Annotated in this window: 22 protein-coding genes; 17 read left to right on the top strand and 5 right to left on the bottom strand. The window is 60.2% G+C overall.

The window, feature by feature from the left end:
- Window positions 1-2 precede the first annotated feature (2 nt).
- The 9 genes from atpB (at window position 3) to glmU (ending at window position 7942) form a co-directional block, all read left to right on the top strand.
- Complete coding sequence (gene atpB / locus BN1120_RS10995) at window positions 3-785, top strand: F0F1 ATP synthase subunit A (RefSeq protein ID WP_010672266.1); 783 nt, start codon at window positions 3-5, stop codon at window positions 783-785.
- Window positions 786-843: 58 nt separating this feature from the next.
- Window positions 844-1083 carry a F0F1 ATP synthase subunit C gene (gene atpE, locus BN1120_RS10990; protein ID WP_010672265.1) on the top strand — a complete coding sequence of 80 codons (240 nt, stop codon included), beginning with the start codon at window positions 844-846 and terminating at the stop codon, window positions 1081-1083.
- Between the two features lie 51 nt (window positions 1084-1134).
- Window positions 1135-1605 carry a F0F1 ATP synthase subunit B gene (gene atpF, locus BN1120_RS10985; RefSeq protein ID WP_010672264.1) on the top strand — a complete coding sequence of 157 codons (471 nt, stop codon included), beginning with the start codon at window positions 1135-1137 and terminating at the stop codon, window positions 1603-1605.
- 13 nt (window positions 1606-1618) lie between these two features.
- The gene (gene atpH, locus BN1120_RS10980; RefSeq protein ID WP_010672263.1) at window positions 1619-2152 is read left to right on the top strand and encodes a F0F1 ATP synthase subunit delta; all 534 of its coding nucleotides are present in this window, start codon (window positions 1619-1621) and stop codon (window positions 2150-2152) included.
- Window positions 2153-2167: 15 nt separating this feature from the next.
- Window positions 2168-3709 carry a F0F1 ATP synthase subunit alpha gene (gene atpA, locus BN1120_RS10975; RefSeq protein ID WP_042016122.1) on the top strand — a complete coding sequence of 514 codons (1542 nt, stop codon included), beginning with the start codon at window positions 2168-2170 and terminating at the stop codon, window positions 3707-3709.
- A 42-nt stretch (window positions 3710-3751) separates the two neighbouring features.
- Entirely contained in the window at window positions 3752-4618 is an 867-nt protein-coding gene (gene atpG, locus BN1120_RS10970) for a F0F1 ATP synthase subunit gamma (protein WP_010672261.1), read from the top strand.
- 33 nt (window positions 4619-4651) lie between these two features.
- Window positions 4652-6040: a F0F1 ATP synthase subunit beta gene (gene atpD, locus BN1120_RS10965; RefSeq protein ID WP_010672260.1), complete on the top strand. Its 1389-nt coding sequence runs from the start codon at window positions 4652-4654 to the stop codon at window positions 6038-6040.
- 18 nt (window positions 6041-6058) lie between these two features.
- Window positions 6059-6487 (top strand): F0F1 ATP synthase subunit epsilon, encoded by a 429-nt coding sequence (locus tag BN1120_RS10960; protein ID WP_010672259.1) that lies wholly within the window; start codon window positions 6059-6061, stop codon window positions 6485-6487.
- A 93-nt stretch (window positions 6488-6580) separates the two neighbouring features.
- A complete protein-coding gene (gene glmU, locus BN1120_RS10955) occupies window positions 6581-7942 on the top strand; it encodes a bifunctional UDP-N-acetylglucosamine diphosphorylase/glucosamine-1-phosphate N-acetyltransferase GlmU (protein ID WP_042016121.1) in 1362 nt (453 codons plus the stop codon).
- Between the two features lie 51 nt (window positions 7943-7993).
- Here the strand turns inward: glmU and creD are convergent, their stop codons facing one another.
- The 4 genes from creD to blrA form a co-directional block, all read right to left on the bottom strand.
- A complete protein-coding gene (gene creD / locus BN1120_RS10950) occupies window positions 7994-9385 on the bottom strand; it encodes a cell envelope integrity protein CreD (protein WP_042016120.1) in 1392 nt (463 codons plus the stop codon).
- 121 nt (window positions 9386-9506) lie between these two features.
- Complete coding sequence (locus BN1120_RS10945; protein WP_042016119.1) at window positions 9507-10301, bottom strand: class D beta-lactamase OXA-1163; 795 nt, start codon at window positions 10299-10301, stop codon at window positions 9507-9509.
- 99 nt (window positions 10302-10400) lie between these two features.
- Entirely contained in the window at window positions 10401-11822 is a 1422-nt protein-coding gene (blrB, locus tag BN1120_RS10940) for a beta-lactam sensor histidine kinase BlrB (protein ID WP_042016190.1), read from the bottom strand.
- 34 nt (window positions 11823-11856) lie between these two features.
- Window positions 11857-12531: a beta-lactam response regulator transcription factor BlrA gene (blrA, locus tag BN1120_RS10935; protein ID WP_010672254.1), complete on the bottom strand. Its 675-nt coding sequence runs from the start codon at window positions 12529-12531 to the stop codon at window positions 11857-11859.
- Between the two features lie 122 nt (window positions 12532-12653).
- Here blrA and BN1120_RS10930 point away from each other — a divergent pair, with 122 nt between their 5' ends.
- Window positions 12654-13427: a DeoR/GlpR family DNA-binding transcription regulator gene (locus BN1120_RS10930; protein WP_010672253.1), complete on the top strand. Its 774-nt coding sequence runs from the start codon at window positions 12654-12656 to the stop codon at window positions 13425-13427.
- A gap of 55 nt (window positions 13428-13482) precedes the next feature.
- Window positions 13483-15315 (top strand): glutamine--fructose-6-phosphate transaminase (isomerizing), encoded by a 1833-nt coding sequence (glmS, locus tag BN1120_RS10925; RefSeq protein ID WP_042016118.1) that lies wholly within the window; start codon window positions 13483-13485, stop codon window positions 15313-15315.
- A 60-nt stretch (window positions 15316-15375) separates the two neighbouring features.
- On the opposite strand, the gene BN1120_RS10920 is transcribed toward glmS, so the two are convergent.
- Window positions 15376-16152 (bottom strand): LuxR family transcriptional regulator, encoded by a 777-nt coding sequence (locus tag BN1120_RS10920; protein ID WP_010672236.1) that lies wholly within the window; start codon window positions 16150-16152, stop codon window positions 15376-15378.
- 211 nt (window positions 16153-16363) lie between these two features.
- Here BN1120_RS10920 and BN1120_RS10915 point away from each other — a divergent pair, with 211 nt between their 5' ends.
- The 6 genes from BN1120_RS10915 to BN1120_RS10890 are packed head-to-tail and all read left to right on the top strand — an operon-like array spanning window position 16364 to window position 21194.
- Complete coding sequence (locus BN1120_RS10915; protein ID WP_042016117.1) at window positions 16364-17125, top strand: DUF3450 domain-containing protein; 762 nt, start codon at window positions 16364-16366, stop codon at window positions 17123-17125.
- Window positions 17122-18429 (top strand): MotA/TolQ/ExbB proton channel family protein, encoded by a 1308-nt coding sequence (locus tag BN1120_RS10910; RefSeq protein WP_042016115.1) that lies wholly within the window; start codon window positions 17122-17124, stop codon window positions 18427-18429. Before BN1120_RS10915 ends, BN1120_RS10910 begins: the two co-directional genes overlap by 4 nt.
- On the top strand, window positions 18426-18956 hold the full coding sequence (locus BN1120_RS10905) for a MotA/TolQ/ExbB proton channel family protein (RefSeq protein ID WP_010672233.1): 531 nt from the start codon (window positions 18426-18428) through the stop codon (window positions 18954-18956). Before BN1120_RS10910 ends, BN1120_RS10905 begins: the two co-directional genes overlap by 4 nt.
- Window positions 18953-19354: an ExbD/TolR family protein gene (locus BN1120_RS10900; RefSeq protein ID WP_010672232.1), complete on the top strand. Its 402-nt coding sequence runs from the start codon at window positions 18953-18955 to the stop codon at window positions 19352-19354. Before BN1120_RS10905 ends, BN1120_RS10900 begins: the two co-directional genes overlap by 4 nt.
- Window positions 19351-20013 (top strand): energy transducer TonB, encoded by a 663-nt coding sequence (locus BN1120_RS10895; RefSeq protein ID WP_042016113.1) that lies wholly within the window; start codon window positions 19351-19353, stop codon window positions 20011-20013. Before BN1120_RS10900 ends, BN1120_RS10895 begins: the two co-directional genes overlap by 4 nt.
- A gap of 2 nt (window positions 20014-20015) precedes the next feature.
- Window positions 20016-21194, top strand: coding sequence for a tetratricopeptide repeat protein (locus tag BN1120_RS10890; protein WP_042016111.1), 1179 nt, complete (start codon window positions 20016-20018; stop codon window positions 21192-21194).
- Window positions 21195-21458: the final 264 nt, after the last annotated feature.

Here is a 21458-nt window from a genome sequence, read left to right as displayed (position 1 = left end):
TCATGTCTGCAACCGGAGAAGTCCTGACTCCTCAGGGATATATCTCCCACCACCTGACCCACCTGCAAGTAGGGTCCGGGTTCTGGACGGTGAATATCGATTCCATGATATTTTCCGTCGTGCTAGGCGCCCTGTTTATCTGGTTGTTCCGCAAGGTTGCCGTCAAGGCCACCAGCGGTGTGCCCGGTAAACTGCAGTGCTTTGTGGAGATGCTGGTCGAGTTTGTGAATGGTAACGTCAAGGACATCTTTCATGGTCGCAACAAGGTCATCGCACCTTTGGCCCTGACGGTGTTCGTGTGGATCTTCCTGATGAACTTCATGGACCTGATCCCCGTTGACTTTATCCCTCACGCTGCACAGTTGATGGGTGTTCCCTATCTGCGTGTGGTTCCCTCTGCTGACGTTAACATCACCATGTCCATGGCTTTGGGCGTGTTCTTCTTGATCCTGTACTACAGCATCAAGGTCAAGGGTATCAGCGGGTTCGTGAAGGAGCTGACGCTTCAGCCTTTCAACCACCCTGCTGCCATCCCGGTTAACTTCATCCTTGAAACCGTCACGTTGATTTCCAAGCCTGTTTCATTGGGTCTGCGACTGTTCGGCAACATGTATGCTGGCGAACTGATCTTCATCCTGATTGCGGGTTTGTTACCCTGGTGGTCACAGTGGATCCTGTCCGTGCCTTGGGCAATCTTCCACATCCTGATCATCACTTTGCAGGCGTTTATCTTCATGGTTCTGACCATCGTCTATCTGTCGATGGCGCAGGAAGACCATGGTTGATGCAACTCAAATAATCCTTTTTATACAATCAATTACATCTAAATAAATGGAGATCCTCATGGAAAACTTGAACATGGACCTGCTGTACATCGCTGCTGCAATGATGATGGGTCTGGCGGCTATCGGCGCCTCCATCGGTATCGGTATCCTGGGTGGCAAGTTCCTGGAAGGTGCAGCTCGTCAACCTGACCTGATCCCTGTTCTGCGTACCCAGTTCTTCATCGTGATGGGTCTGGTGGATGCGATCCCGATGATCGCCGTTGGTCTGGGTCTGTATGTGATGTTTGCGGTTGCCTAAGTCATTACGACTCACGCAGAACCCATTAACTAACTAAAGAGGACATCGGCTGTGAATATCAACGCCACCCTCCTCGGCCAAGCAGTTGCTTTTTTCATCTTCGTAGTGTTTTGCATGAAGTACGTATGGCCGCCGCTGATGGCTGCCATCGAAGCCCGTCAGAAAGAAATCGCTGACGGCCTCTCTTCTGCAGAACGTGCCAAGAAAGATCTGGAGCTGGCCAAGGCCAACGCCACCGATCAGCTGAAAGAAGCCAAGCTTCAGGCTGCTGAAATCATCGATCAGGCCAACAAACGCAAGGCCCAGATCATTGATGAGGCCGCTGTCGGAGCCCAAGCTGAGCGGGAGAAAATCCTGGCTCAGGGCCGTGCAGAGATCGAAGCTGAACGTCATCGTGCCAAAGAAGAACTGCGCAAGCAGGTTGCTGCTCTTGCCATCGCGGGTGCAGAGAAGATCCTGGCACGCCAAATCGACCAGGCTGCCAACAGCGACATCGTCGACAAACTGGTAGCAGAACTGTAACGGGAACGGGGCTATGTCTGAACTGACTACAATCGCTCGCCCCTACGCCAAGGCTGCTTTCGAGTTTGCCGTTGAGCACAAGGCGGTTGACCAATGGCTGGAGATGCTCGATTTCGCCGCTCAGGTGGCAGAAAACGAGACCATGCACAGCCTGGTAAACGGCTCCGTTGCTGCCGAAGAACTGGCAAAGCTGTTTGTCGGTGTCTGCGGTGAGCAGCTCAACGAGCACGGTCAGAACCTGATCCGGGTGATGGCCGAGAATGGTCGCTTGGGTGTGCTGCCGGCGGTCGTTGCCGAATTCGTCGCGCTCAAGGCTGAACTGGACAAAGAAGTTCAGGCTGACGTGATTTCGGCGATCGAACTGACCGACCAGCAGAAAGCCAATATTCAGGCTTCTCTGGAACAACGTCTCGCGCGCAAAGTGAAGCTGAATTGCAGCACAGATGCGTCCTTGATGGCCGGGGTGCTCATCAAGGCCGGTGATCTCGTTATCGACGGCACGGTCCGCGGTAAGCTGGATCGCATGGCCGATGCGCTGCAATCTTGATTGGGGTATTAGAGCATGCAACTGAATTCCACTGAAATCGCCGAGCTGATCAAGCAGCGCATTGCGCAGTTTGATGTCAAAAGCGAAGCGCGTAACGAAGGTACCATCGTTTCTGTAAGCGACGGTATCATTCGTATCCACGGTCTGGCCGATGCCATGCAGGGTGAGATGATCGAGCTGCCGGGCAACCGCTTCGCTCTGGCATTGAACCTGGAGCGTGACTCCGTTGGTGCCGTAGTAATGGGTCCCTATGCCGATCTGGCCGAAGGGATGAAGGTAAAGGGTACCGGCCGCATTCTGGAAGTGCCGGTCGGTCGTGGTCTGTTGGGCCGGGTGGTCAACACCCTGGGTCAGCCGATCGACGGTAAGGGTCCGGTAGACAACGACGGCTTCTCGCCGATCGAAGTGATCGCCCCGGGCGTTATCGAGCGTAAGTCTGTTGACCAGCCAGTCCAGACCGGTCTGAAAGCCATCGATGCCATGATCCCTATCGGTCGTGGCCAGCGTGAGCTGATCATCGGTGACCGCCAGGTTGGTAAGACCGCCATCGCCATCGACACCATCATCAACCAGAAAGATTCCGGCATTAAGTGCGTCTACGTTGCGATCGGCCAGAAGGCCTCCACCATCGCCAACGTGGTGCGCAAGCTGGAAGAGCACGGCGCCCTGGCCAACACCATCGTGGTCGTGGCTTCTGCCTCCGAAGCGGCTGCTCTGCAGTACCTGGCTCCCTACGCCGGTTGCTCCATGGGCGAGTACTTCCGTGACCGCGGCGAAGACGCACTGATCATCTATGATGACCTGTCCAAGCAGGCCGTTGCCTATCGCCAGATCTCCCTGCTGCTGCGCCGTCCGCCTGGACGTGAAGCTTACCCGGGTGACGTCTTCTATCTGCACTCCCGTCTGCTGGAGCGTGCTGCTCGCGTCAACGCCGAGTACGTAGAGAAGTTCACCAAGGGTGCCGTGAAAGGCCAGACCGGTTCCCTGACCGCCCTGCCGATCATCGAAACCCAGGCCGGTGACGTCTCCGCGTTCGTTCCGACCAACGTGATCTCCATCACCGACGGCCAGATCTTCCTGACCTCCCAGCTGTTCAACTCCGGTATTCGTCCGGCGGTTGACCCGGGTATCTCCGTATCCCGTGTGGGCGGTGCTGCTCAGACCAAGATCGTCAAGAAGCTGTCCGGTGGTATCCGTACCGCGCTGGCCCAGTACCGCGAACTGGCGGCATTTGCCCAGTTCTCTTCCGACCTGGACGATGCCACTCGCAAGCAGCTGGATCACGGTCAGAAAGTCACCGAGCTGATGAAGCAGAAGCAGTACTCTCCGATGAGCGTGGCCCAGCAATCCCTGGTGCTGTTCGCCGCCGAGAAGGGTTATCTCGCCGATGTCGAACTGAGCAAGATCGTCGACTTCGAAGCCGCTCTGCTCTCTTACGCCAATACCCAGCATGCCGAGCTGATGGCTGAAATCAATGCCAAGGCCGACTACAACGACACGATCGTTGGCAAGCTGACTGCGTTGCTGGATGACTTCAAGGCAACCCAGACCTGGTAAGCGTGTGTGGCAGCGCAAGCTGCCACCTGATGGAGAGAAGAGATGGCCGGCGCAAAAGAGATACGTAACAAGATCGGGAGTGTGAAGAACACTCAGAAGATCACCAGCGCTATGGAAATGGTGGCAGCGAGCAAGATGCGCCGTGCGCAGGAACGCATGTCTGCCAGCCGTCCGTACGCTGAAACCATGCGCAAGGTGATCGGCCATATCGCTCAGGGGAACTTGGAATACAAGCACCCCTACCTCATCGAACGTGAGGTGAAGCGAGTGGGTTACATCGTCGTCTCCACCGACCGTGGCCTGTGTGGTGGTCTGAACATCAACCTGTTCAAGGCTGCCCTCAATGATATGAAGCAATGGAGCGCGAAAGGTGCCAAGGTTGACCTGGCATTGATCGGTAACAAGGCCTCCAACTTCTTTGAACGGCACGGCGCCAAGGTGAAAGCCCACGTCTCCGGACTGGGTGACAACCCGAGCGTCAATGACCTGATCGGTTCAGTGAAGGTCATGCTGAAGGCTTACGACAACGGTGAGATTGACAGGCTGTATCTGGTGTACAACAAGTTCGTCAACACCATGGTTCAGCAACCAAAAGTCGATCAACTGCTGCCTTTGCCCGTAACAGAAGACAGCAAGCTCGCCAAGAAGCACCACTGGGACTACCTCTATGAGCCGGATCCCAAGCAACTGCTGGATACCCTGCTGATTCGCTACGTCGAATCCCAGGTCTACCAGGGTGTGGTAGAAAACTTGGCAAGTGAACAGGCAGCCCGAATGGTTGCCATGCAAGCCGCGACTGACAACGCCGGCAACCTGATTAACGATCTGCAACTGGTATACAACAAGGCCCGTCAGGCCAGTATTACCCAGGAGCTCACAGAGATCGTTTCCGGTGCTGCTGCGGTGTAAGGCAAGGGTTATCAAAGGTTTAGAGGATTTGACATGAGTAACGGTTTCATCGTCCAAATCATCGGCGCTGTGGTGGACATCGAGTTCCCGCAGAATGCCGTGCCCCAGGTGTACGATGCACTGAAGGTTGTCAGCGAAGGCCAAGGCCAGGGTCTGGTACTGGAAGTTCAGCAACAGATCGGCGGCGGCGTCGTGCGTTGCATCACCATGGGTTCCTCCGACGGTCTGCGTCGTGGGTTGGAAGTAGTTAACAGCGGCAAGGCCATCCAGGTACCGGTCGGTACCTCGACCCTGGGCCGTATCATGAACGTACTGGGCGACCCCATCGACGAGAAGGGTCCGATCGGCGAAGAAGAGCGTTGGTCCATCCACCGCGAAGCCCCCAGCTACGAAGATCAGTCCAACAGCACCGAGCTGCTGGAGACCGGCATCAAGGTTATCGACCTGGTATGTCCGTTCGCCAAGGGTGGTAAGGTTGGTCTGTTCGGCGGCGCCGGCGTAGGCAAGACCGTCAACATGATGGAGCTGATCCGTAACATCGCGATCGAGCACAGCGGTTACTCCGTGTTCGCCGGTGTAGGTGAGCGTACCCGTGAGGGTAACGACTTCTACCACGAGATGATGGAGTCCAACGTACTGGACAAAGTATCTCTGGTTTACGGTCAGATGAACGAGCCGCCCGGAAACCGTCTGCGCGTGGCGCTGACCGGCCTGACCATGGCCGAGAAGTTCCGTGACGAAGGTCGTGACGTGCTGTTCTTCGTGGACAACATCTACCGTTACACCCTGGCCGGTACCGAAGTATCCGCACTGCTGGGCCGTATGCCCTCCGCAGTAGGTTACCAGCCGACCCTGGCCGAGGAGATGGGTGTTCTGCAAGAGCGCATCACCTCCACCAAGACTGGTTCCATCACCTCCGTACAGGCCGTTTACGTGCCTGCGGATGACTTGACCGACCCGTCTCCGGCGACCACCTTCGCCCACCTGGATGCGACCGTCGTACTGTCCCGTCAGATCGCGGCACTGGGTATCTACCCGGCCGTTGACCCGCTGGACTCCACCTCCCGTCAGCTGGATCCGCTGGTGGTTGGCAAGGAGCACTACGAGACCGCTCGTGGCGTTCAGACCGTACTGCAGCGCTACAAGGAGCTGAAGGACATCATCGCCATCCTGGGTATGGATGAACTGTCAGAAGAAGACAAACTGACCGTAGCCCGTGCCCGTAAGATCGAGCGTTTCCTGTCCCAGCCGTTCTTCGTGGCCGAAGTATTTACCGGTTCTCCGGGCAAATACGTGCCGCTGAAGGAAACCATCCGTGGCTTCCAGGGCATCCTGAAGGGCGAGTATGACGATCTGCCGGAGCAGGCGTTCTACATGGTTGGCGGCATCGACGAAGTCGTCGAGAAGTCCAAGAAACTGTAAGCCTCGATAGGAGGGCCCATGGCTGAGATGATCTCCTTTCACCTGGATGTGGTGAGCGCCGAAGGAAAACTGTTTTCCGGTCGCGTGCAATCTGCCCAGGTATCAGGCTCCGAAGGTGAGCTGGGTCTCCGCCACGGTCATGCTCCGTTGCTGACTGCCATCAAGCCGGGCCTGGTCCGCTTGATCAAGCAAAATGGTAGCGAAGAGGTGCTGTACATCTCCGGCGGCATGCTGGAAGTACAACCCGAAGCCGTGACCGTGCTGGCCGATACCGCCATTCGCGCAGACGATCTGGATGAGGCGAAAGCCCAGGAAGCCAAACGTCGTGCCGAAGAGCGGATCAACAGCTCCCATGGTGATATCGACTATGCTCAGGCGTCTGCCGAGCTGGCCAAAGCGATGGCCCAGTTGCGGGTTATCGATATCGTCAAAAAGAATTACCGTTAATCACGGTGATGCAAAAAGCGACCTTCGGGTCGCTTTTTTTTTGCCCGTTGGATAGACTCCGCCCAGCATTTCCACCTGTTTCAAAGGCTAGCTATGTCTCTCAACGTCGTGATCCTGGCTGCGGGCAAAGGCACCCGCATGCGTTCCTCCCTGCCCAAGGTGCTGCACCCCGTTGCCAGCAAGCCCATGGTCTCCCATGTGATCGAGACCGCCCGCCAGATCGGTGCCGAACAGCTGCACCTGGTGTACGGCCACGGCGCCGAACTGCTGAAGGAGCGGATCCAGGCATCCGACCTGAACTGGGTGCTGCAGGCCCAGCAACTGGGGACCGGCCATGCCGTCGCCCAGGCCATTCCGTTCTGGCATGACGAAGACGACGTGCTGGTGCTCTACGGCGATACCCCGCTGATCCAGCCCGAGACCCTGCAACGCTTGCTGGCCGCCAAGGCCGACGATGGCATGGCGTTGCTGACCGTGGTGCTGGACAACCCGACCGGCTATGGCCGCATCGTGCGGGAACATGGTCAGGTGGTCGGCATTGTCGAGCAGAAGGATGCCAACGCCGAGCAACTTGCCATCCGCGAAGTGAACACCGGCGTGCTGGTGGCGAACGGTGCCCAGCTGCGCGGCTGGCTGTCGCGCCTCGACAACAAGAACGCCCAGGGCGAGTTCTATCTGACCGACGTCATCGCCATGGCCCATGGGGATGGTTGTGCCATCGCCGCCGTCCACCCTGACAGCACCATGGAAGTGGAAGGGGCCAACAACCGGGTGCAGTTGGCCCAGCTTGAGCGCAGCTACCAGCAGATGCAGGCCGAGAAGCTGATGATCGCTGGCGCCACCCTGATCGATCCGGCCCGTTTCGATCTGCGCGGCACCCTGGAAATCGGGGAGGAGGTGGTGATCGACGTCAACGTCATCATCGAAGGCAAGGTGGTGCTGGGCAATCACGTGCGCATCGGTGCCGGCAGCGTATTGAAGGATTGCGTGATCGGCGACCACACCGAGGTGAAACCCTACTCCGTCATCGAAGGTGCGCAAATTGCCGACCAGTGCTCGGTCGGGCCCTTTACCCGCCTGCGCCCGGGTGCCGTGCTGGAGCAGGATGCCCATGTCGGCAACTTCGTCGAGATGAAGAAGGCTCGGCTGGGGGTGGGCTCGAAGTGCGGTCATCTGACCTATCTGGGTGATGCCGAGATCGGAGCCGGGGTGAATATCGGTGCCGGCACCATCACCTGCAATTACGATGGGGTGAACAAGTTCCAGACCATCATCGAGGACGATGTCTTCGTCGGCTCCGATACCCAGCTGGTGGCGCCGGTGCGGATCGGCAAGGGGGCGACCCTGGGGGCGGGTTCTACCATCACCAAGGATGTGGCGGAAAACGAGCTGGTGATCACCCGAGTGCCCCAGCGGCACATTCCGAACTGGCCCCGTCCGGTCAAGAAGAAGTGATGCCCGATCAATGAAATGCAAACCGGCGCCCGAGGGCGCCGGTTTTTTTGCTTATGGCTGATGGCTGGTGTCACTGGTCGATGGCTGGGGGGCCGCCCATGCGGTGGCGGAGGGACTGTTCTCCATCACCTGATACCAGTCGAGCTTGCGAGTCAGCCCCATGACCAGCGCCAGGGTGGCGAACAGCAGCAGGGCGCCGAGCAACAGGGCTGTCTCCTCGGCCTGCAGCAGCCCGAACAGGATGGCGTAGACCAGCCCCAGCAGGGCGGCGAATCCCATGCCCTGTTTCGGGCCGCCCAGCACATGGCTCAGGTAGAAGCCGTTGAGGGCCACACTGGCCAGGGCGGCAATGAGATAGGCCCAGGCAAAGCCGAGATGCTCGGTCAGCGCCAGCAGCACCAGATAGAAGATGGCCAGCCCCATGCCCACCAGTGCGTACTGGATGGGGTGTACCCGCAGCCCTTTTAGCAGCTCGAACATGAAGAAGCTGATGAAGGTGAGGCCGATGAACAGCAGGGCATATTTGGCGGCCCGCTCGTTCAGCTGATAGTGATCCACCGGTTGCACCAGGCTGACGCTGAATGACGGCAGTTTGGTGCCCGCTCCCTTCATCATGCGGTTGAAGCGGCTCTCCATGTCGGTGGCGAACCAGCTGGTCTGCCAGCTTGCCTCGAACCCTTGATCCGCAAGGGTGCGTTCACCGGGCAGAAAGTCGCCGAGAAAATTGGGATGGGGCCAGTTGCCGTTCAGGTGAAACCGGCTGTCCTGTCCGAGCGGCACCACTTCCAGCGCATTCATGCCCTGCAGATCCAGCTCGATGTGAAAGCGGCCATCTTCGTCTGGCAAGGCGTCGAGCGGGGCATGGATCCCCACTCGCCCGTCCCCCAGCTGGGCGCCAGGGGCAAACGGGATGCGTTGCTTCCCCCATTGCAGTTCGGGTACGCGGCTGATGCCCCGGGCATCGGAGAGGATCAGGCTGAGATAGTGTTTGCCCGGCACCAGGGCGGGATCAGCCGGGTCGAAGCTCAGGTTCGGGTTACCGGCCACCAGCCCCTTGTCAGCCAGGCTGGTGGGCATCAGGCCGGAGAGGGAGAGGCGACTGTGATAAATCTGGGCCTGATAGATACCGAGCTTGCGCGGGGTCACCTCCATGCTGGCCCGCACATCCAGCCTCTTGGGCAGCAGGTAGCGATAGACCTGCTCCTTGCGCTCGAAATGTTTGCCATCCTGCTCGACGGTGACGGTCCGGGTATAGGGCTGTACCAGTACGGGCCCCATCAGGCGTTGGGGCCCGCTGTGGCTGGCCATGATGCTGTGAATGGCCTGATTGCGATAGGCCTGGCGCTCCCGATTCAGCTCCATGATGGCGTGAACCGGGATCATCATCAGCAGGCAGAGCAACAGCAGCAGGGCGATCTTGTGGGTGAAAATCTGTTTGACCATGACACGTCTCCTTGTTGTTGAACGGGAGTGTGCCGGGGTCGCGTGAAGGGAGGATGGGGCAGTGTGAAGCGGTGGTGAAGGGGGATAAAAAAACCGGCGCCAGGCGCCGGTGTTGCTGGCATCAGAGTGTCTTCAACCGGGCCGGCAGGGCGGCGAACACCTCCTCCCTGGCCCTGAGGGAAGCGAACTGCTTGCCCGGCTTCTGGATAACGGTGTGGACGAAGATGAGCGTCTTGTCCTGTTTGCTGGCCCAGCCGACGAACCAGCCGATCTGCTGCTCCCTGTCCAGGCTGCCATCCAGCAGCTTGGGGTAACCCATGCCGGTCTTGCCGTGGATCTGCCAACCGTCGATGTCGGGCTGACGCATCAGGTTGGCGGTATGGCGCAGGGTCTGGGCGGAGACCGGCAGCTTGCCGCTCACCATCTTGCCGAGGAAGCGGGCTTGCTCCTGGGGGCTGATGGCGAGGCTGGCGCTGAGCCAGGCCTGGGTCAGACCGTCGTGCTTGCCCGGGTTGCCTTCAAGATCCCGGTTGCCGTAGTCGAAGCTGTCCACGTAGTGCTGGAAGCGAGCTTCTCCCAGCCACTCGGTGAGGCGCTGCGAGTACCAGATGACCGAGAATTGCATCCAGCTGCTCGGGGTGGTGGTCTGTTTCCACTCCGGCAGGAAATCAGGGTCACCGGCCTTGAACGGCAGGGCCGGCAGTTGTTCATCCACCAGAAAGCCGCTGTCATAGCCCATCAGTGCCAGCGGGATCTTGAAGGTGGAGGCCGGGGTCAACTGGGCGGCACAGTCCCCCTGGGTGCTGACGGGTTTGCCGGTGCCATCGGCAAACAGCATGCAGCCAGAAGCGGCGCTGGCAGGCAGTGCACAGAAGAGGCCGGCGGCAAGCAGACCGGACAACAGCATACGGGGCATATCTATCTCCTTGATTAATATGAATGCGCATCGACGGGGACGGTCGTCATCGAGGAGGTGCAGCTTAGCCCGGCTCTGTGTGCTTGGTGTGAAGTGTCCTCAGTTGCCGGGCAGCCACAGTGTGGCCAGCACCCCCCCGCCCGGCTGATTGGCAAGAGCAAGATGGCCGCCATGCTGGCGTGCCACCTCCATGGCAAAACTGAGCCCGAGGCCGCTGCTTTTTCCCTTGTCTGGCCTTGGCAGGGAGTAGAAACGCTCGAAAATCCTGGGCAGCGCAAAGTCGGGAATGCCTGGACCCTGATCCCGCACCCGGTAGCAGTAACCCCCCTCCTCCATGGCGCCGCTCAGCACCAGGGTGCTGCCGGCGGGGGCGAAATCGAGGGCGTTGTCCAGCAGGTTGCCAAGGGCCTGCTCCACCAGCAGGGGATCCCACTTCTGCTTCTGACCTTCCCCCAGCTCGGCGTGCAGGGCGATCTGGCGGCGCTGGGCCTGGATCTGGCGGGCGTCGAGCACCCGTCTGCCCAGCCGGGCCGGCTCAACGGATTGTCTGTCCAGCCCCTGCCCTGATTCGAGGCGGGCGAGTTGCAGCATGCGTTCGATCAGCTGCTGCATGCGAGCCGTCTCCAGATTGATGTTGCCGATAAAGCGCTTTGCGATGTCCGGCGGCGGCGCCTCGGCCAGGATCTCCCCCGCCCCGCGAATTGCCGCCAGCGGGCTTTTGAGCTCGTGGGTCAGGCTGTGGACATAGGCCTCGATATAGGCCTTGCCGTCCAGTTGGCGGCGCATGGTCTCCAGGGAGTGGCCTAGCCTGTCCAGTTCGGGGCTGTAGAGGCGCGGCAGGCTGGCGGGCTGACCCTGGCTGATTGCATCCGCATAGTGCACCAGCTTGCCGATGGCACGGTTGAGCCACCACACCAGCAAGGCGCCGATGAGCAGCGAGATGAACAGCAGCAGGGCCGCCCCTTTCAGCAACTGGTGTTCGCTGCGCTCTATCATGGGCTGCAGGGTGCTGTTGGGCTTGGCGACGGTGAGGGAGCCGATGATCTCGGCCCCTTCCCGCAGCGGAGCTGCCACATACATGGTCGAGCTGGCAGCATCGTCGGGATCGGTGCGGGTGCTGCGGGCGCCATATTCGCCACGCAGGGTCAGGTAGACGTCGTTCCAGCGCGAGTAGTCCTTGCCCAGATCCACCCCGTCCGAGTCGTAGACCACCCTGCCTTTTGCGTCGGTCACATAGATGCGGTACTCCGCCTGCTGCTTGAGGTGGCCATCGATGAGGGCATTGATGGGACTCTGGTTGAGGCGGGCGAAGGCGCTGGCCAGCCGGCCATTCGCCATCTTTCCTTCCTGCATGTCGTCCAGGGCCAGGGGGGCCAGCATCTGCGCCATGTCTACCAGGGTATCTTCGGTGGCGCTGCGTACCCCGGGCTTGATCTCCTCGACGAAGATCTCCAGCACGAACCAGGCGGCCAGGGCGAAGATCAGCACCAGGCCGCACAGCAGTTGCAATCCGATTCTCATCTCATCCCCCTGCCGATGCCCGGCCACCCTGAGTTCATGCCAGCTCCAGACTGTAGCCCAGCCCGCGGTGTGTCAGGATCAGGTTGGCGTCAGGGTCCCGCTCCCGCAGCTTGGCTCTCAGGGTCTTGATGTGGGTGTCGACGGTGCGATCCAGACTCTCTTCCGCATCCTGCCACACCAGATCCATCAGCTGCTGGCGGGAGTAGACCCGACCCGGCGCCAGCATCAGGGTCTTGAGCAGCAGGTACTCATAGCGGGTGAGCGTCAGGGGCTGGCCCAGGAAGCAGATTCGTGCCCGCTCCTCGTCCAGGGCGAGTGGCTGTATCGGCTGGGAGGGGGCGGGCTGGCTGCGGCGCAGGATGACCCGCACCCGGGCGCACACCTCACGGGGCGAGAAGGGTTTGGCCACGTAGTCGTCTGCCCCTATCTCCAGCCCGATCAGCCTGTCTATCTCCTCGCTGCGGGCGGTGAGAAACATCAGGGGAATATCGGTCAGTGCCCGCACCCGCTTGCACAGTTCGAAGCCGCTGATGTCCGGCAGCCCCACATCCAGGATCAAAAAATCCGGTCGCGTCTGTTCCAGTCGCGCCAGCAACGGCTGACCGAGGGGGAACCACTCCACCTCGAAACCATCGGTCTGCAGGGCATAGATCAGGGTATCGGCAATGCTGGCTTCATCTTCCACCAGCCAGATGAGTCGTTTTTGCATGGCGTCCTCGTCGCAAATCGGTTCCTCATTCTGGCATCGAACCAAATCGGATCCTATTTGCCGTTTGATTTTTCCCGAAAAGGCATTAATATTTCGCCATTCTTTCGAATCGAAACTTATAAATGACCAAACGCAACACACAGCAGCGCCGTCACACCATAGTGAGTCTGGTGCAGGAGCAGGGGGAAGTCAGCGTCGATGCCCTGGCCAAACACTTCGCCACTTCCGAGGTGACCATCCGCAAAGATCTGGCGGTGCTGGAGACCGGTGGCCTGTTGCTGCGTCGCTACGGCGGTGCCGTTCCCCTCCCCAGCGAGATGGTGGTGGACAGCAACCCGGAACAAGTTTCGAATCGAAAGCTGGCTATCGCCCGCGCTGCCGCCGAGCGGATCCGCGATCACAACCGCGTCATCATCGACAGCGGCAGCACCACCAGCGCCATGATCCCCATGCTGGGCAACAAGCGCGGCCTCATCGTCATGACCAACTCCCTCAATGTGGCCGGTGCCCTGCGCGAGCTGGAAAACGAGCCCACCCTGCTGATGACAGGCGGGACCTGGGATCCCCATTCCGAATCTTTCCAGGGGCAGGTGGCGGAGCAGGTGCTGCGCTCCTATGACTTCGACCAGCTCTTCATCGGTGCCGATGGCATCGACCCGGAGCGGGGCACCACCACCTTCAACGAGCTGGTGGGCCTCTCCCGGGTCATGGCCGAAGTGTCGCGGGAGGTCATCGTCATGGTGGAGTCGGAGAAGATCGGCCGAAAAATCCCCAATCTCGAGCTGCCCTGGTCCGGCATCCATACCCTGGTGACCGACGAGGGGCTGAGCAATGCGGCCAGAGAACAGATTCAGGCCAGGGGGATCACGCTGATTTGCGCCCCCGTGGCCGTGTGATTTGAACAAACCATTATCCAACCGAATTAACGTCTTACGTTTCAAGGAGAAGTGTATGTGTGGCATCGTCGGGGCCGTCGCCCAACGTGATGTGGCTGAAATCCTGGTAGAGGGCCTGCGCCGTCTGGAATACCGTGGCTACGATTCGGCCGGTGTTGCCGTGTTCAGCGCCAACCAGCCGCTGCAGCGGGTGCGTCGCCTCGGAAAGGTGGCCGAACTGGCCAAGGCACTGGAAGAGCAGTCCGTCCACGGTGGTACCGGCATTGCCCACACCCGCTGGGCTACCCATGGCGAGCCGTCCGAGCGCAATGCTCACCCCCACGTCTCCGAGCATATCGTGGTGGTGCACAACGGCATCATCGAGAACCACGAAGAGCTGCGGGAAGAGTTGAAGGCGCTGGGCTATGTGTTCAGCTCCGACACCGACACCGAAGTGATTGCCCACCTGGTGCACCACGAGCTGAAATCCGCCCCCAGCCTGCTGGCGGCCATGCAGGTAGCGGTGAAGCAGCTGCGCGGCGCCTACGGCACCGTGGTGATGGACAGCCGTGACGACAGCCGCGTGGTGGTGGCCCGCTCCGGCTCCCCCCTGGTGATCGGCCGCGGCATCGGCGAGAACTTCATCGCCTCCGACCAGATGGCCCTGCTGCCGGTGACCCGCCGCTTCATCTTCCTGGAAGAGGGCGATGTGGCCGAAGTGACCCGCCGCGACGTGCATATCTTCGATACCGACGGCCATGCCGTGGTACGCGAGGAGCTGGAGTCCGAGCTCTCCCACGATGCCGGTGACAAGGGTGAATACCGCCACTACATGCTCAAGGAGATCTACGAGCAGCCCAAGGCCATCACCAATACCCTGGAAGGCCGCCTGGGCAGCGATCACGTGGTGGTCGAGTCCTTCGGCAACGGCGCCCGTGCCATTTTCGACAAGGTCGAGCACGTCCAGATCGTCGCCTGCGGCACCTCCTACAACTCCGGCATGGTGGCGCGCTACTGGTTCGAAGAGATCGCCGGCGTCTCCTGCGACGTGGAGATCGCCTCCGAGTTCCGCTATCGCAAGTCGGTGGTGCGTCCCAACAGCCTGCTGGTGACCCTCTCCCAGAGCGGCGAGACTGCCGATACCCTGGCAGCCCTGCGTCTGGCCAAGGAGTCTGGTTACATGAGCTCCCTGGCCATCTGCAACGTACCAGGCTCCTCCCTGGTGCGCGAATCCGACCTGGCCTTCATGACCCGGGCTGGTGCCGAGATCGGGGTGGCGTCCACCAAAGCGTTCACCACCCAGTTGGCTGGTCTGCTGATGCTGGTGGCCTCCGTCGGTCACTGCCGTGGCAACCTGAGTGCCGCCGCCGAGGCCGAACTGGTCAAGGCGCTGCAAGCCCTGCCTGTGCGCATCAAGGAGAGCCTGGCCCTGGCCAAGCAGATCGAGACTCTGGCCGAAGAGTTTGCCGACAAGCACCATAGCCTGTTCCTCGGTCGTGGCAGTCAGTACCCCATCGCCATGGAAGGGGCGCTCAAACTCAAGGAAATCTCCTACATCCACGCCGAGGCCTATGCCGCCGGTGAGTTGAAGCATGGCCCGCTGGCGCTGATCGATGCCGAGATGCCCATCATCGTCGTAGCGCCGAACAACGATCTGCTGGAGAAGCTCAAGTCCAACGTGGAAGAGGTGCGTGCCCGTGGCGGTATCCTCTATGTGTTCGCCGATGCGGACGCCGGTTTCAAGAGCGACGAGACCATGCGGGTGATGAGCCTGAACCACGTGGAAGAGATGATCGCGCCGATCGTCTATACCGTGCCGTTGCAGTTGCTCTCCTACCACGTCGCCCTCATCAAGGGCACCGACGTGGATCAGCCGCGCAACCTGGCCAAATCCGTGACTGTGGAATAAGCCGTCGCCGGAAATGAAAAAAGAGCCGCATTGCGGCTCTTTTTGTTTTGGCAAAACAGGCTACGACAGCCGCAGGTTGGTGATGGTCACATCGTCCAGCGAGGGCACTATGATGCCGCTGGAGATGCTCTTGGCGATCGCCTGGTTGCGGTTGCGCGAGTCCGTCTTGTTGGTGACCTGATTGAGGTGGAAGTTCACGGTTCGCTCGCTGATGCCGAGGATGGTGGCGATCTCCCAGGAGGTCTTGCCCTCGCTGGCCCAGAACAGGCACTCCTTCTCCCGATCCGACAGCTCGGCCAGGTATTTCATCAGGTCTGGCCTGGCCTTGATGAGGGTCAGGGCCGAGTTGAAGATGTAGCTGGCGCAGAATGACAGCAGGGGAACGTTTTCAAACATCAGATCGGAATTGGACTTCTCCTTGCTGATGAAAGAGAGGATGCCGTGTTCCCCCTGCGGCGTGTGCAGCGGGAAGGAGACGCCGTTCCTCACCCCGAAGTCGGCGGCGAGGTTCATCACCTCCCTGCTGGCGCTGGGCAACCAGGGGGCATCACAATCGAGCTTGTTCCAGAAGATGGGCTGGGTCTGCTTCAGTCCCAGGAAGACGACCGGATCCTGGGTCAGGTAGTGCCGTTCCGAATAGGCATCAAACCAGCTGGTGGGGCAGTTGTTGAACAACGCCACATGGGATTTCTGCATGCTGATGGGGAAAATAATCAGCAAACGGAAGTAATCAAACCCCATCTGATGACTGAAGCGCTCCAGTTGTTGCTGGATCTCGCTGGTCTTCTTCGCCTTGGTGAACCGATCTATGTGTTCCCAGATCGCATCGTTAAACATGTAAGTCTCCTTTTTCGATCACTTATCTTGCTGATCGAAAAGACATTTTTTAGTTATTTAAAATGGTGTTGCGACTACCAACGCCAGTTATTCCCGTACTTGTCTAAAAAGTATCCTGTTTTTTCGGCCAGAGGCCAAGAAAATCATCTGATTGCCAGTGACCCTACTCTTTGAGACAATGAGAATAGTTATCATTGTTAAGATTTATATCATGAACAAGTTTTGGGGTCTGGCCTTGTTACCCATGGCCGTTCATTGCGTCGTGTCCGCCGACGAGGTGGTTGCGCCAGCATTGAAGAACAGTATCGCCGACGGGAAAGCCTCCCAGCTGCGTGTGGAGAAAGCCGCCGATGGCGCCGTCGCCGCCAGGATTGAGCTGCAAAATGCCCAACTGCAACTGCGGGATCTGGAAGCCTACAACCGCTATATGCAGTCTCTGGTGGCCGATCAGCAAAACGAGCTGGGCAAGCTGAACCAGCAGTTGGAGGCGGTACAGGAGACCAGACAGGGGCTTGTCCCCCTGATGCTGCAGATGCAAGCCGATCTGGAACAGCTGGTACAGGATGACATCCCGCTACGCAGAGAGGATCGTCTGGCGCGGGTTGCTGCCTTGAAAGCGACGCTGGCTAGAGCCGATGTGAGCGAGGCGGAGAAGTTCCGCCAGCTATTGCAGGCCTATCAGATTGAAGCCGAATACGGCAGCAGACTGGACCATTATTCCGCCGAGCTGGTGCTGGATGGCGCACCGCGCCGGGTCGACGTGCTGGCTCTGGGCCGGGTCTCCCTGCTGGCGATGACCGCCGATCGCTCCCAGGCGTGGCGCTGGTCTGCGCAGAGCAAGCAATGGCAAGCCCTCGACGGCCAGTGGCTCTCCCCCATCGCCGAGGCGTTGGAAATGGCTGCCGACAAGAAAGTTCCCCAGTTGTTGAATGTCCCCCTTTCCGTCAGCCGTGGTCAGGAGGCCCAGACATGAGCGTCACCATGAAGTGGTTACCCCTTGCCCTCGCCCTCTCTCTGGGCACCACAGCCGTCGTGGCCGAGGAAGCCTGGCAGCAGCAGGAACAGGCCCGTGAGCAGAAGGCTCAGCAGGATCTGGCGTCTGTCTCCAGGGAGCTGAGCAGTGCCCGTGCCAAGCTGGCCGAGGCCCAGCGCCTGAGCAAGGAGCTGGCCAGCCAGTTCGCGGCCAATGAAAAGCAGCTGGTGGAGCTCAATACCCAGTGGGAGCAGGCCTCCGGCGACATGAACGAGATCTTTGCGGTCACCCGTCAGGGCGCCAGCGATGCGGTCAAGTTGCTGAGCGAATCCGCCGTCGAGGGCCAGTATCCTGATCGTCTCGCCCCGCTGAAAACCATGGCACAGGATAAACAGGTGCCTGATCGCGCCGCCCTTGCCCTGCTGCCAGCCACCTTGCTGCAGGAGATCCGCGAATCGGGCCGGGTTGCCCAGTTCAACGGCAAGGTGCTCGATGCCCAGGGCGTTGCCAGCGAGCAGACGTTGACCCGGATCGGCAGCTTCGCCCTGCTGGGCGATGCGGGTTTCTTGCAACCGGAGGCCGAAGGCCTGAGTCCGGTGCTGGGCCTGCCAGGCAGCGTGCTTTCCGCTGTGGCCGCTTATCAGGGTCAGGAGGGAGAAGCGTTGCCGCTGGATCCCTCCCACGGTGTTCTGCTCGATATGCTGGCCCAGGCGCCCACCTTCTGGCAGCAAGTCCAGCAGGGCGGCCAGGTCGGCGCCATCATCGTGCTGCTGGCAGCCATCGGCCTGGGGATCGCTGGAGTACGGCTGTGGAGCCTCTCTCGCGAACTGGGTCGGGTTCGTCGCCAGCTCAAGAGCGGTGAATATCATGCCGACAACGCCCTCGGCCGGGTGCTGACGGTGGCTGACAAGCATCCAGAACTGAGCATGGAGACCCTCGAACTGCGTCTGGATGAGGCGATCCTGCAGGAGACCCCTCGCCTGGAGCGCGGCATCGGCATGGTTAAGGTGATCGCGGCCATCGCCCCCATGCTGGGTCTGCTCGGGACAGTGACCGGTATGATCGGCACCTTCCAGGCCATCACCCAGTTCGGTACCGGCGATCCCAAGATCATGGCGGGCGGCATCTCCATGGCCCTGGTCACCACGGTGCAGGGTCTGGTGGCGGCCATTCCGCTGATCCTGGCCCACAGCCTGTTGCAGTCCCGTTTCACCGAGCTTTCCAACGTGCTGGAACAGCAGGTGGCCGGGATCCTGGCCGAGCGGGCCGAAAGCAATGGTGACAGGGTGGAGCGGGTAGCATGATGCTCGACATCTGGCAGCAGTTGCAGAGCTTCATGGGCCGTGGCGGCCCGGTGCTCTGGGTCATTCTGGCCTTGCTGGTGCTGATGTGGATTCTGATGATCGAGCGGCTGCTCTACCTCAACCTGGGGTTTGCACCGTTGCAGCGTGAGCTGCTGGGCCGCTGGCAGGCGCGTCGCGAGCGTCACAGTTGGCACGCTCGCGCGATTCGCGGGCGCTGGCTGGCAGAAGTGGAGCTGGCGCTCAACCGTCATCTGATCTTCATCCGCACCCTGGTGGTGCTCTGCCCCATGCTGGGGTTGCTGGGTACAGTGACCGGCATGATAGGCGTATTCGATGCGCTGGCTGCGGCCAACCGCTTTAACCCGGAGAGCATGGCGGGCGGGATCTCCCGCGCCACCATCCCCACCATGGCAGGCATGGTGGTGGCCCTCTCCGGCGTGTTGTTACTCAGCCGGCTCGAGAGTCAGGCCAAGCGTGCGCTGGCCAAGACCCGGGACGGCCTGCGAGAAGAGAAGGTAATGCAATGAGACGGCAATCCAAACGCCAGCGCGATGAAGTGCAGATCGACATGACCCCCATGCTGGATATCGTCTTCATCATGCTGATCTTCTTCATCGTGACCACCTCCTTCGTGCGCGAAGCCGGGCTTGAGGTACACAGACCCCAGGCCAGCCAGGCCAAGGCGCAGAAATCGTCCAGCATCATGCTGGCGATCGGCGCTCAGGGGCAGATCTTCCTCGACCGCAAACAGGTGGATGTGGAGCGGGTGCAGGCCACCCTCGCCCGACTGTTGGCGGAGCAGCCCGAGGCAAGCCTGGTGATCCAGGCCGATGAACGGGTACCCCACGGCAAGGTGGTGCGGGTGATGGATGAAGCCAAGGCGGCAGGCATCGCCAACATCGCCGTGGCGGTGGCACCGAAATGAAACACAAGTTGATGAGCCTGGGACTGGGGATCGCCCTCAGTCTGGGCATCCTGTTGTTCATGGCCACCCTGGTGGAGCCGCCCGGAGGGGAGAAGGCGACCACAGAGCAGAAATCCATCGTCATCAACATGCAGAACGAGGTGACCGAGGTACAGGTGCGTGAGCGGCCGGTACCCCAGGAGCCGGAACCCCTGCCGGAGCCGCCTGCCGCGCTGGCCTCGACACCGATGCCCATGCCGGCGGCGGCCCCGTTGCCTTCGGTACAGCCGAGCCTGGATCTGGTCTCGACCCTGAGTGCGGTACAGGTCTCTGCCCCTGGCGTGGCGACCAGTCCCACTCCGGTCGCGAGCGGCAATTTCCATGGTCAGCAGCAGGGCGCTGGAATCGGTGCCGGTGACCTCTTGATGCCACTGCAACGGGTTGAGCCTGTTTATCCCTACCGGGCCCAGCAGGCCGGCATCGAGGGGTCCGTGACCCTGCGTTTCAGCGTCGATGCCGATGGGCGGGTACAGGATGTGGAGGTGGTCGAGGCCAAGCCGAAGCGTCAGTTCGAGCGAGCGGCCATTCAGGCGATCAACAAGTGGCGCTATCAGCCGAGGCCGGGCGCCACCGACAAGCTGGTGCAAGTCATCACGCTCAAATTCAAATTGGAGTCATAACCATGTTGCGGATCTGGATCTGTCTGCTGGCCCTGGTCAGCCAAGCCTGTCTGGCGATGGAGGTGAGCCCTCATTTCTCCCGCCAGCTGGAGCCCGTGATGAAGCTCTATCAATCTGGCCAGTGGCAACAGGCCCAGAGCAAGGCGGCTGTGCTCAAACCCGGTTCCGAGGCTGAGCACGCCTGGCTGGCGCAGTTACAGGCCTCTCTAGCCGCCAACCTGCAGCAGACCGCACAGGCGAGTCGCTACGTGGAGCAGGCTCTTGCCTATAAAGAGTGGCCAGAGCAGCAACGACTTCAGTTGTTGCGTCTGCGAGGGGATATCCAGGCCCAGCAATCCAACTGGCCCGGCGCCATCGCCAGCTACAAGGCCGCATTGGCCATCAAGGCTGACGATGCCTTGCGTCTGCGCTTGGCTGGCCTCTATTACCACAACAAGCAGTACGGCGAGGCAGCCAGCCAGAGTGAACAACTGTTGAAGAAAAGCTGGCAGAAGCAGGCAGCCATCATCCGCCTCTCCTCCCTCACTGCATTGCAGCGTTACGGCGTGGCTGCGGATCAGGCCGAAGAGTTGATCCGCCGCGAGCCAAAAGAGAGCAAGTGGTGGCAGCAGGCTGTGTCGCTCAATCTCTCCGCCAAGCGTGGTGATCGAGCGCTTGCACTGCTGCAAACTGCCATCGACCGTCAACTGATGGATGATGCCGCCGCCCGCAACCAGCTAATCCGCCTGTATGCCTGGCAGGGACTGCCCTATCGCGGTGCGCGTCTGCTGGAGTCTGCCATGGCCAAGGGACAGATGAAGCAGAGCGCAGAGAATCGCCAATTGCTGGCCCAGTTGTGGGAAGGGGCACGTGAGTGGCCGAAGGCTGTGGACAGCTGGCAACTGCTTGCCCGGGAACATGCTCACCCCAAGGCCGCCATGCGTGCCGCCGAACTGCTGCTGCAACAGGGCAAGACGGATGCCGCCATGACCCAGCTCTCGGCCATCAAGTCAGTGAAGGGAGAGCAGGGCAACAGAGCCAAGGCCCTGCTGGTGCAGGCACACCTCAATAAAGAACAATATGCTCAGGCGCTGGTGTTGGCTCGCGAGCTGCAACAGCAGAACAACTGGCAAGACAGGGCGACCAGCTGGGTCAACTACATTCAGGCCCAGACTGACGGTATGAACAAAAAAGCGGCATGAAACTGGGGTAAACTCTCATTTCATGGGGTTTAGCCTGCTTTTTCAGCAAACGAGCGCATTTTTACAAAAAGCTCTTGTCATCACGGCGCGGCTCCCTATAATGCGCCCCTACCAGCACGGCGGGACACGCCAACCTGATGAGCCAGCTTCCTTAGGAAGTGGGCGCCGAAAGAAAAGCGAAAACAACCGCTTGACTTTCGAAGTGAGGAGCGTAAGATGCGCCTCCTCAACGCGATAAGCGTGACGCTCTTTAACAATTTGAAT

The sequence above is a fragment of the Aeromonas caviae genome, assembly GCF_000819785.1.
In the GTDB taxonomy this organism is placed as follows: Bacteria; Pseudomonadota; Gammaproteobacteria; order Enterobacterales; family Aeromonadaceae; genus Aeromonas; species Aeromonas caviae.
The sequence above is the reverse complement of the archived record's forward strand: the minus strand, read 5'-3'. Positions and strand labels throughout refer to the sequence as shown.

What these genes read in the sequence shown, in the direction of transcription:
- glmS (WP_042016118.1), top strand. Translation starts at nt 13,483, where the DNA reads ATGTGTGGCATCGTCGGGGCCGTCGCCCAACGTGATGTGGCTGAAATC.
- atpA (WP_042016122.1), top strand. Translation starts at nt 2,168, where the DNA reads ATGCAACTGAATTCCACTGAAATCGCCGAGCTGATCAAGCAGCGCATT.
- blrB (WP_042016190.1), bottom strand. Translation starts at nt 11,822, where the DNA reads ATGAGAATCGGATTGCAACTGCTGTGCGGCCTGGTGCTGATCTTCGCC.
- BN1120_RS10895 (WP_042016113.1), top strand. Translation starts at nt 19,351, where the DNA reads ATGAAACACAAGTTGATGAGCCTGGGACTGGGGATCGCCCTCAGTCTG.
- BN1120_RS10905 (WP_010672233.1), top strand. Translation starts at nt 18,426, where the DNA reads ATGATGCTCGACATCTGGCAGCAGTTGCAGAGCTTCATGGGCCGTGGC.
- BN1120_RS10910 (WP_042016115.1), top strand. Translation starts at nt 17,122, where the DNA reads ATGAGCGTCACCATGAAGTGGTTACCCCTTGCCCTCGCCCTCTCTCTG.
- atpH (WP_010672263.1), top strand. Translation starts at nt 1,619, where the DNA reads ATGTCTGAACTGACTACAATCGCTCGCCCCTACGCCAAGGCTGCTTTC.
- BN1120_RS10960 (WP_010672259.1), top strand. Translation starts at nt 6,059, where the DNA reads ATGGCTGAGATGATCTCCTTTCACCTGGATGTGGTGAGCGCCGAAGGA.
- BN1120_RS10945 (WP_042016119.1), bottom strand. Translation starts at nt 10,301, where the DNA reads ATGCCCCGTATGCTGTTGTCCGGTCTGCTTGCCGCCGGCCTCTTCTGT.
- BN1120_RS10930 (WP_010672253.1), top strand. Translation starts at nt 12,654, where the DNA reads ATGACCAAACGCAACACACAGCAGCGCCGTCACACCATAGTGAGTCTG.
- glmU (WP_042016121.1), top strand. Translation starts at nt 6,581, where the DNA reads ATGTCTCTCAACGTCGTGATCCTGGCTGCGGGCAAAGGCACCCGCATG.
- atpG (WP_010672261.1), top strand. Translation starts at nt 3,752, where the DNA reads ATGGCCGGCGCAAAAGAGATACGTAACAAGATCGGGAGTGTGAAGAAC.
- BN1120_RS10915 (WP_042016117.1), top strand. Translation starts at nt 16,364, where the DNA reads ATGAACAAGTTTTGGGGTCTGGCCTTGTTACCCATGGCCGTTCATTGC.
- BN1120_RS10920 (WP_010672236.1), bottom strand. Translation starts at nt 16,152, where the DNA reads ATGTTTAACGATGCGATCTGGGAACACATAGATCGGTTCACCAAGGCG.
- BN1120_RS10900 (WP_010672232.1), top strand. Translation starts at nt 18,953, where the DNA reads ATGAGACGGCAATCCAAACGCCAGCGCGATGAAGTGCAGATCGACATG.
- creD (WP_042016120.1), bottom strand. Translation starts at nt 9,385, where the DNA reads ATGGTCAAACAGATTTTCACCCACAAGATCGCCCTGCTGCTGTTGCTC.
- blrA (WP_010672254.1), bottom strand. Translation starts at nt 12,531, where the DNA reads ATGCAAAAACGACTCATCTGGCTGGTGGAAGATGAAGCCAGCATTGCC.
- atpB (WP_010672266.1), top strand. Translation starts at nt 3, where the DNA reads ATGTCTGCAACCGGAGAAGTCCTGACTCCTCAGGGATATATCTCCCAC.
- atpE (WP_010672265.1), top strand. Translation starts at nt 844, where the DNA reads ATGGAAAACTTGAACATGGACCTGCTGTACATCGCTGCTGCAATGATG.
- atpD (WP_010672260.1), top strand. Translation starts at nt 4,652, where the DNA reads ATGAGTAACGGTTTCATCGTCCAAATCATCGGCGCTGTGGTGGACATC.
- BN1120_RS10890 (WP_042016111.1), top strand. Translation starts at nt 20,016, where the DNA reads ATGTTGCGGATCTGGATCTGTCTGCTGGCCCTGGTCAGCCAAGCCTGT.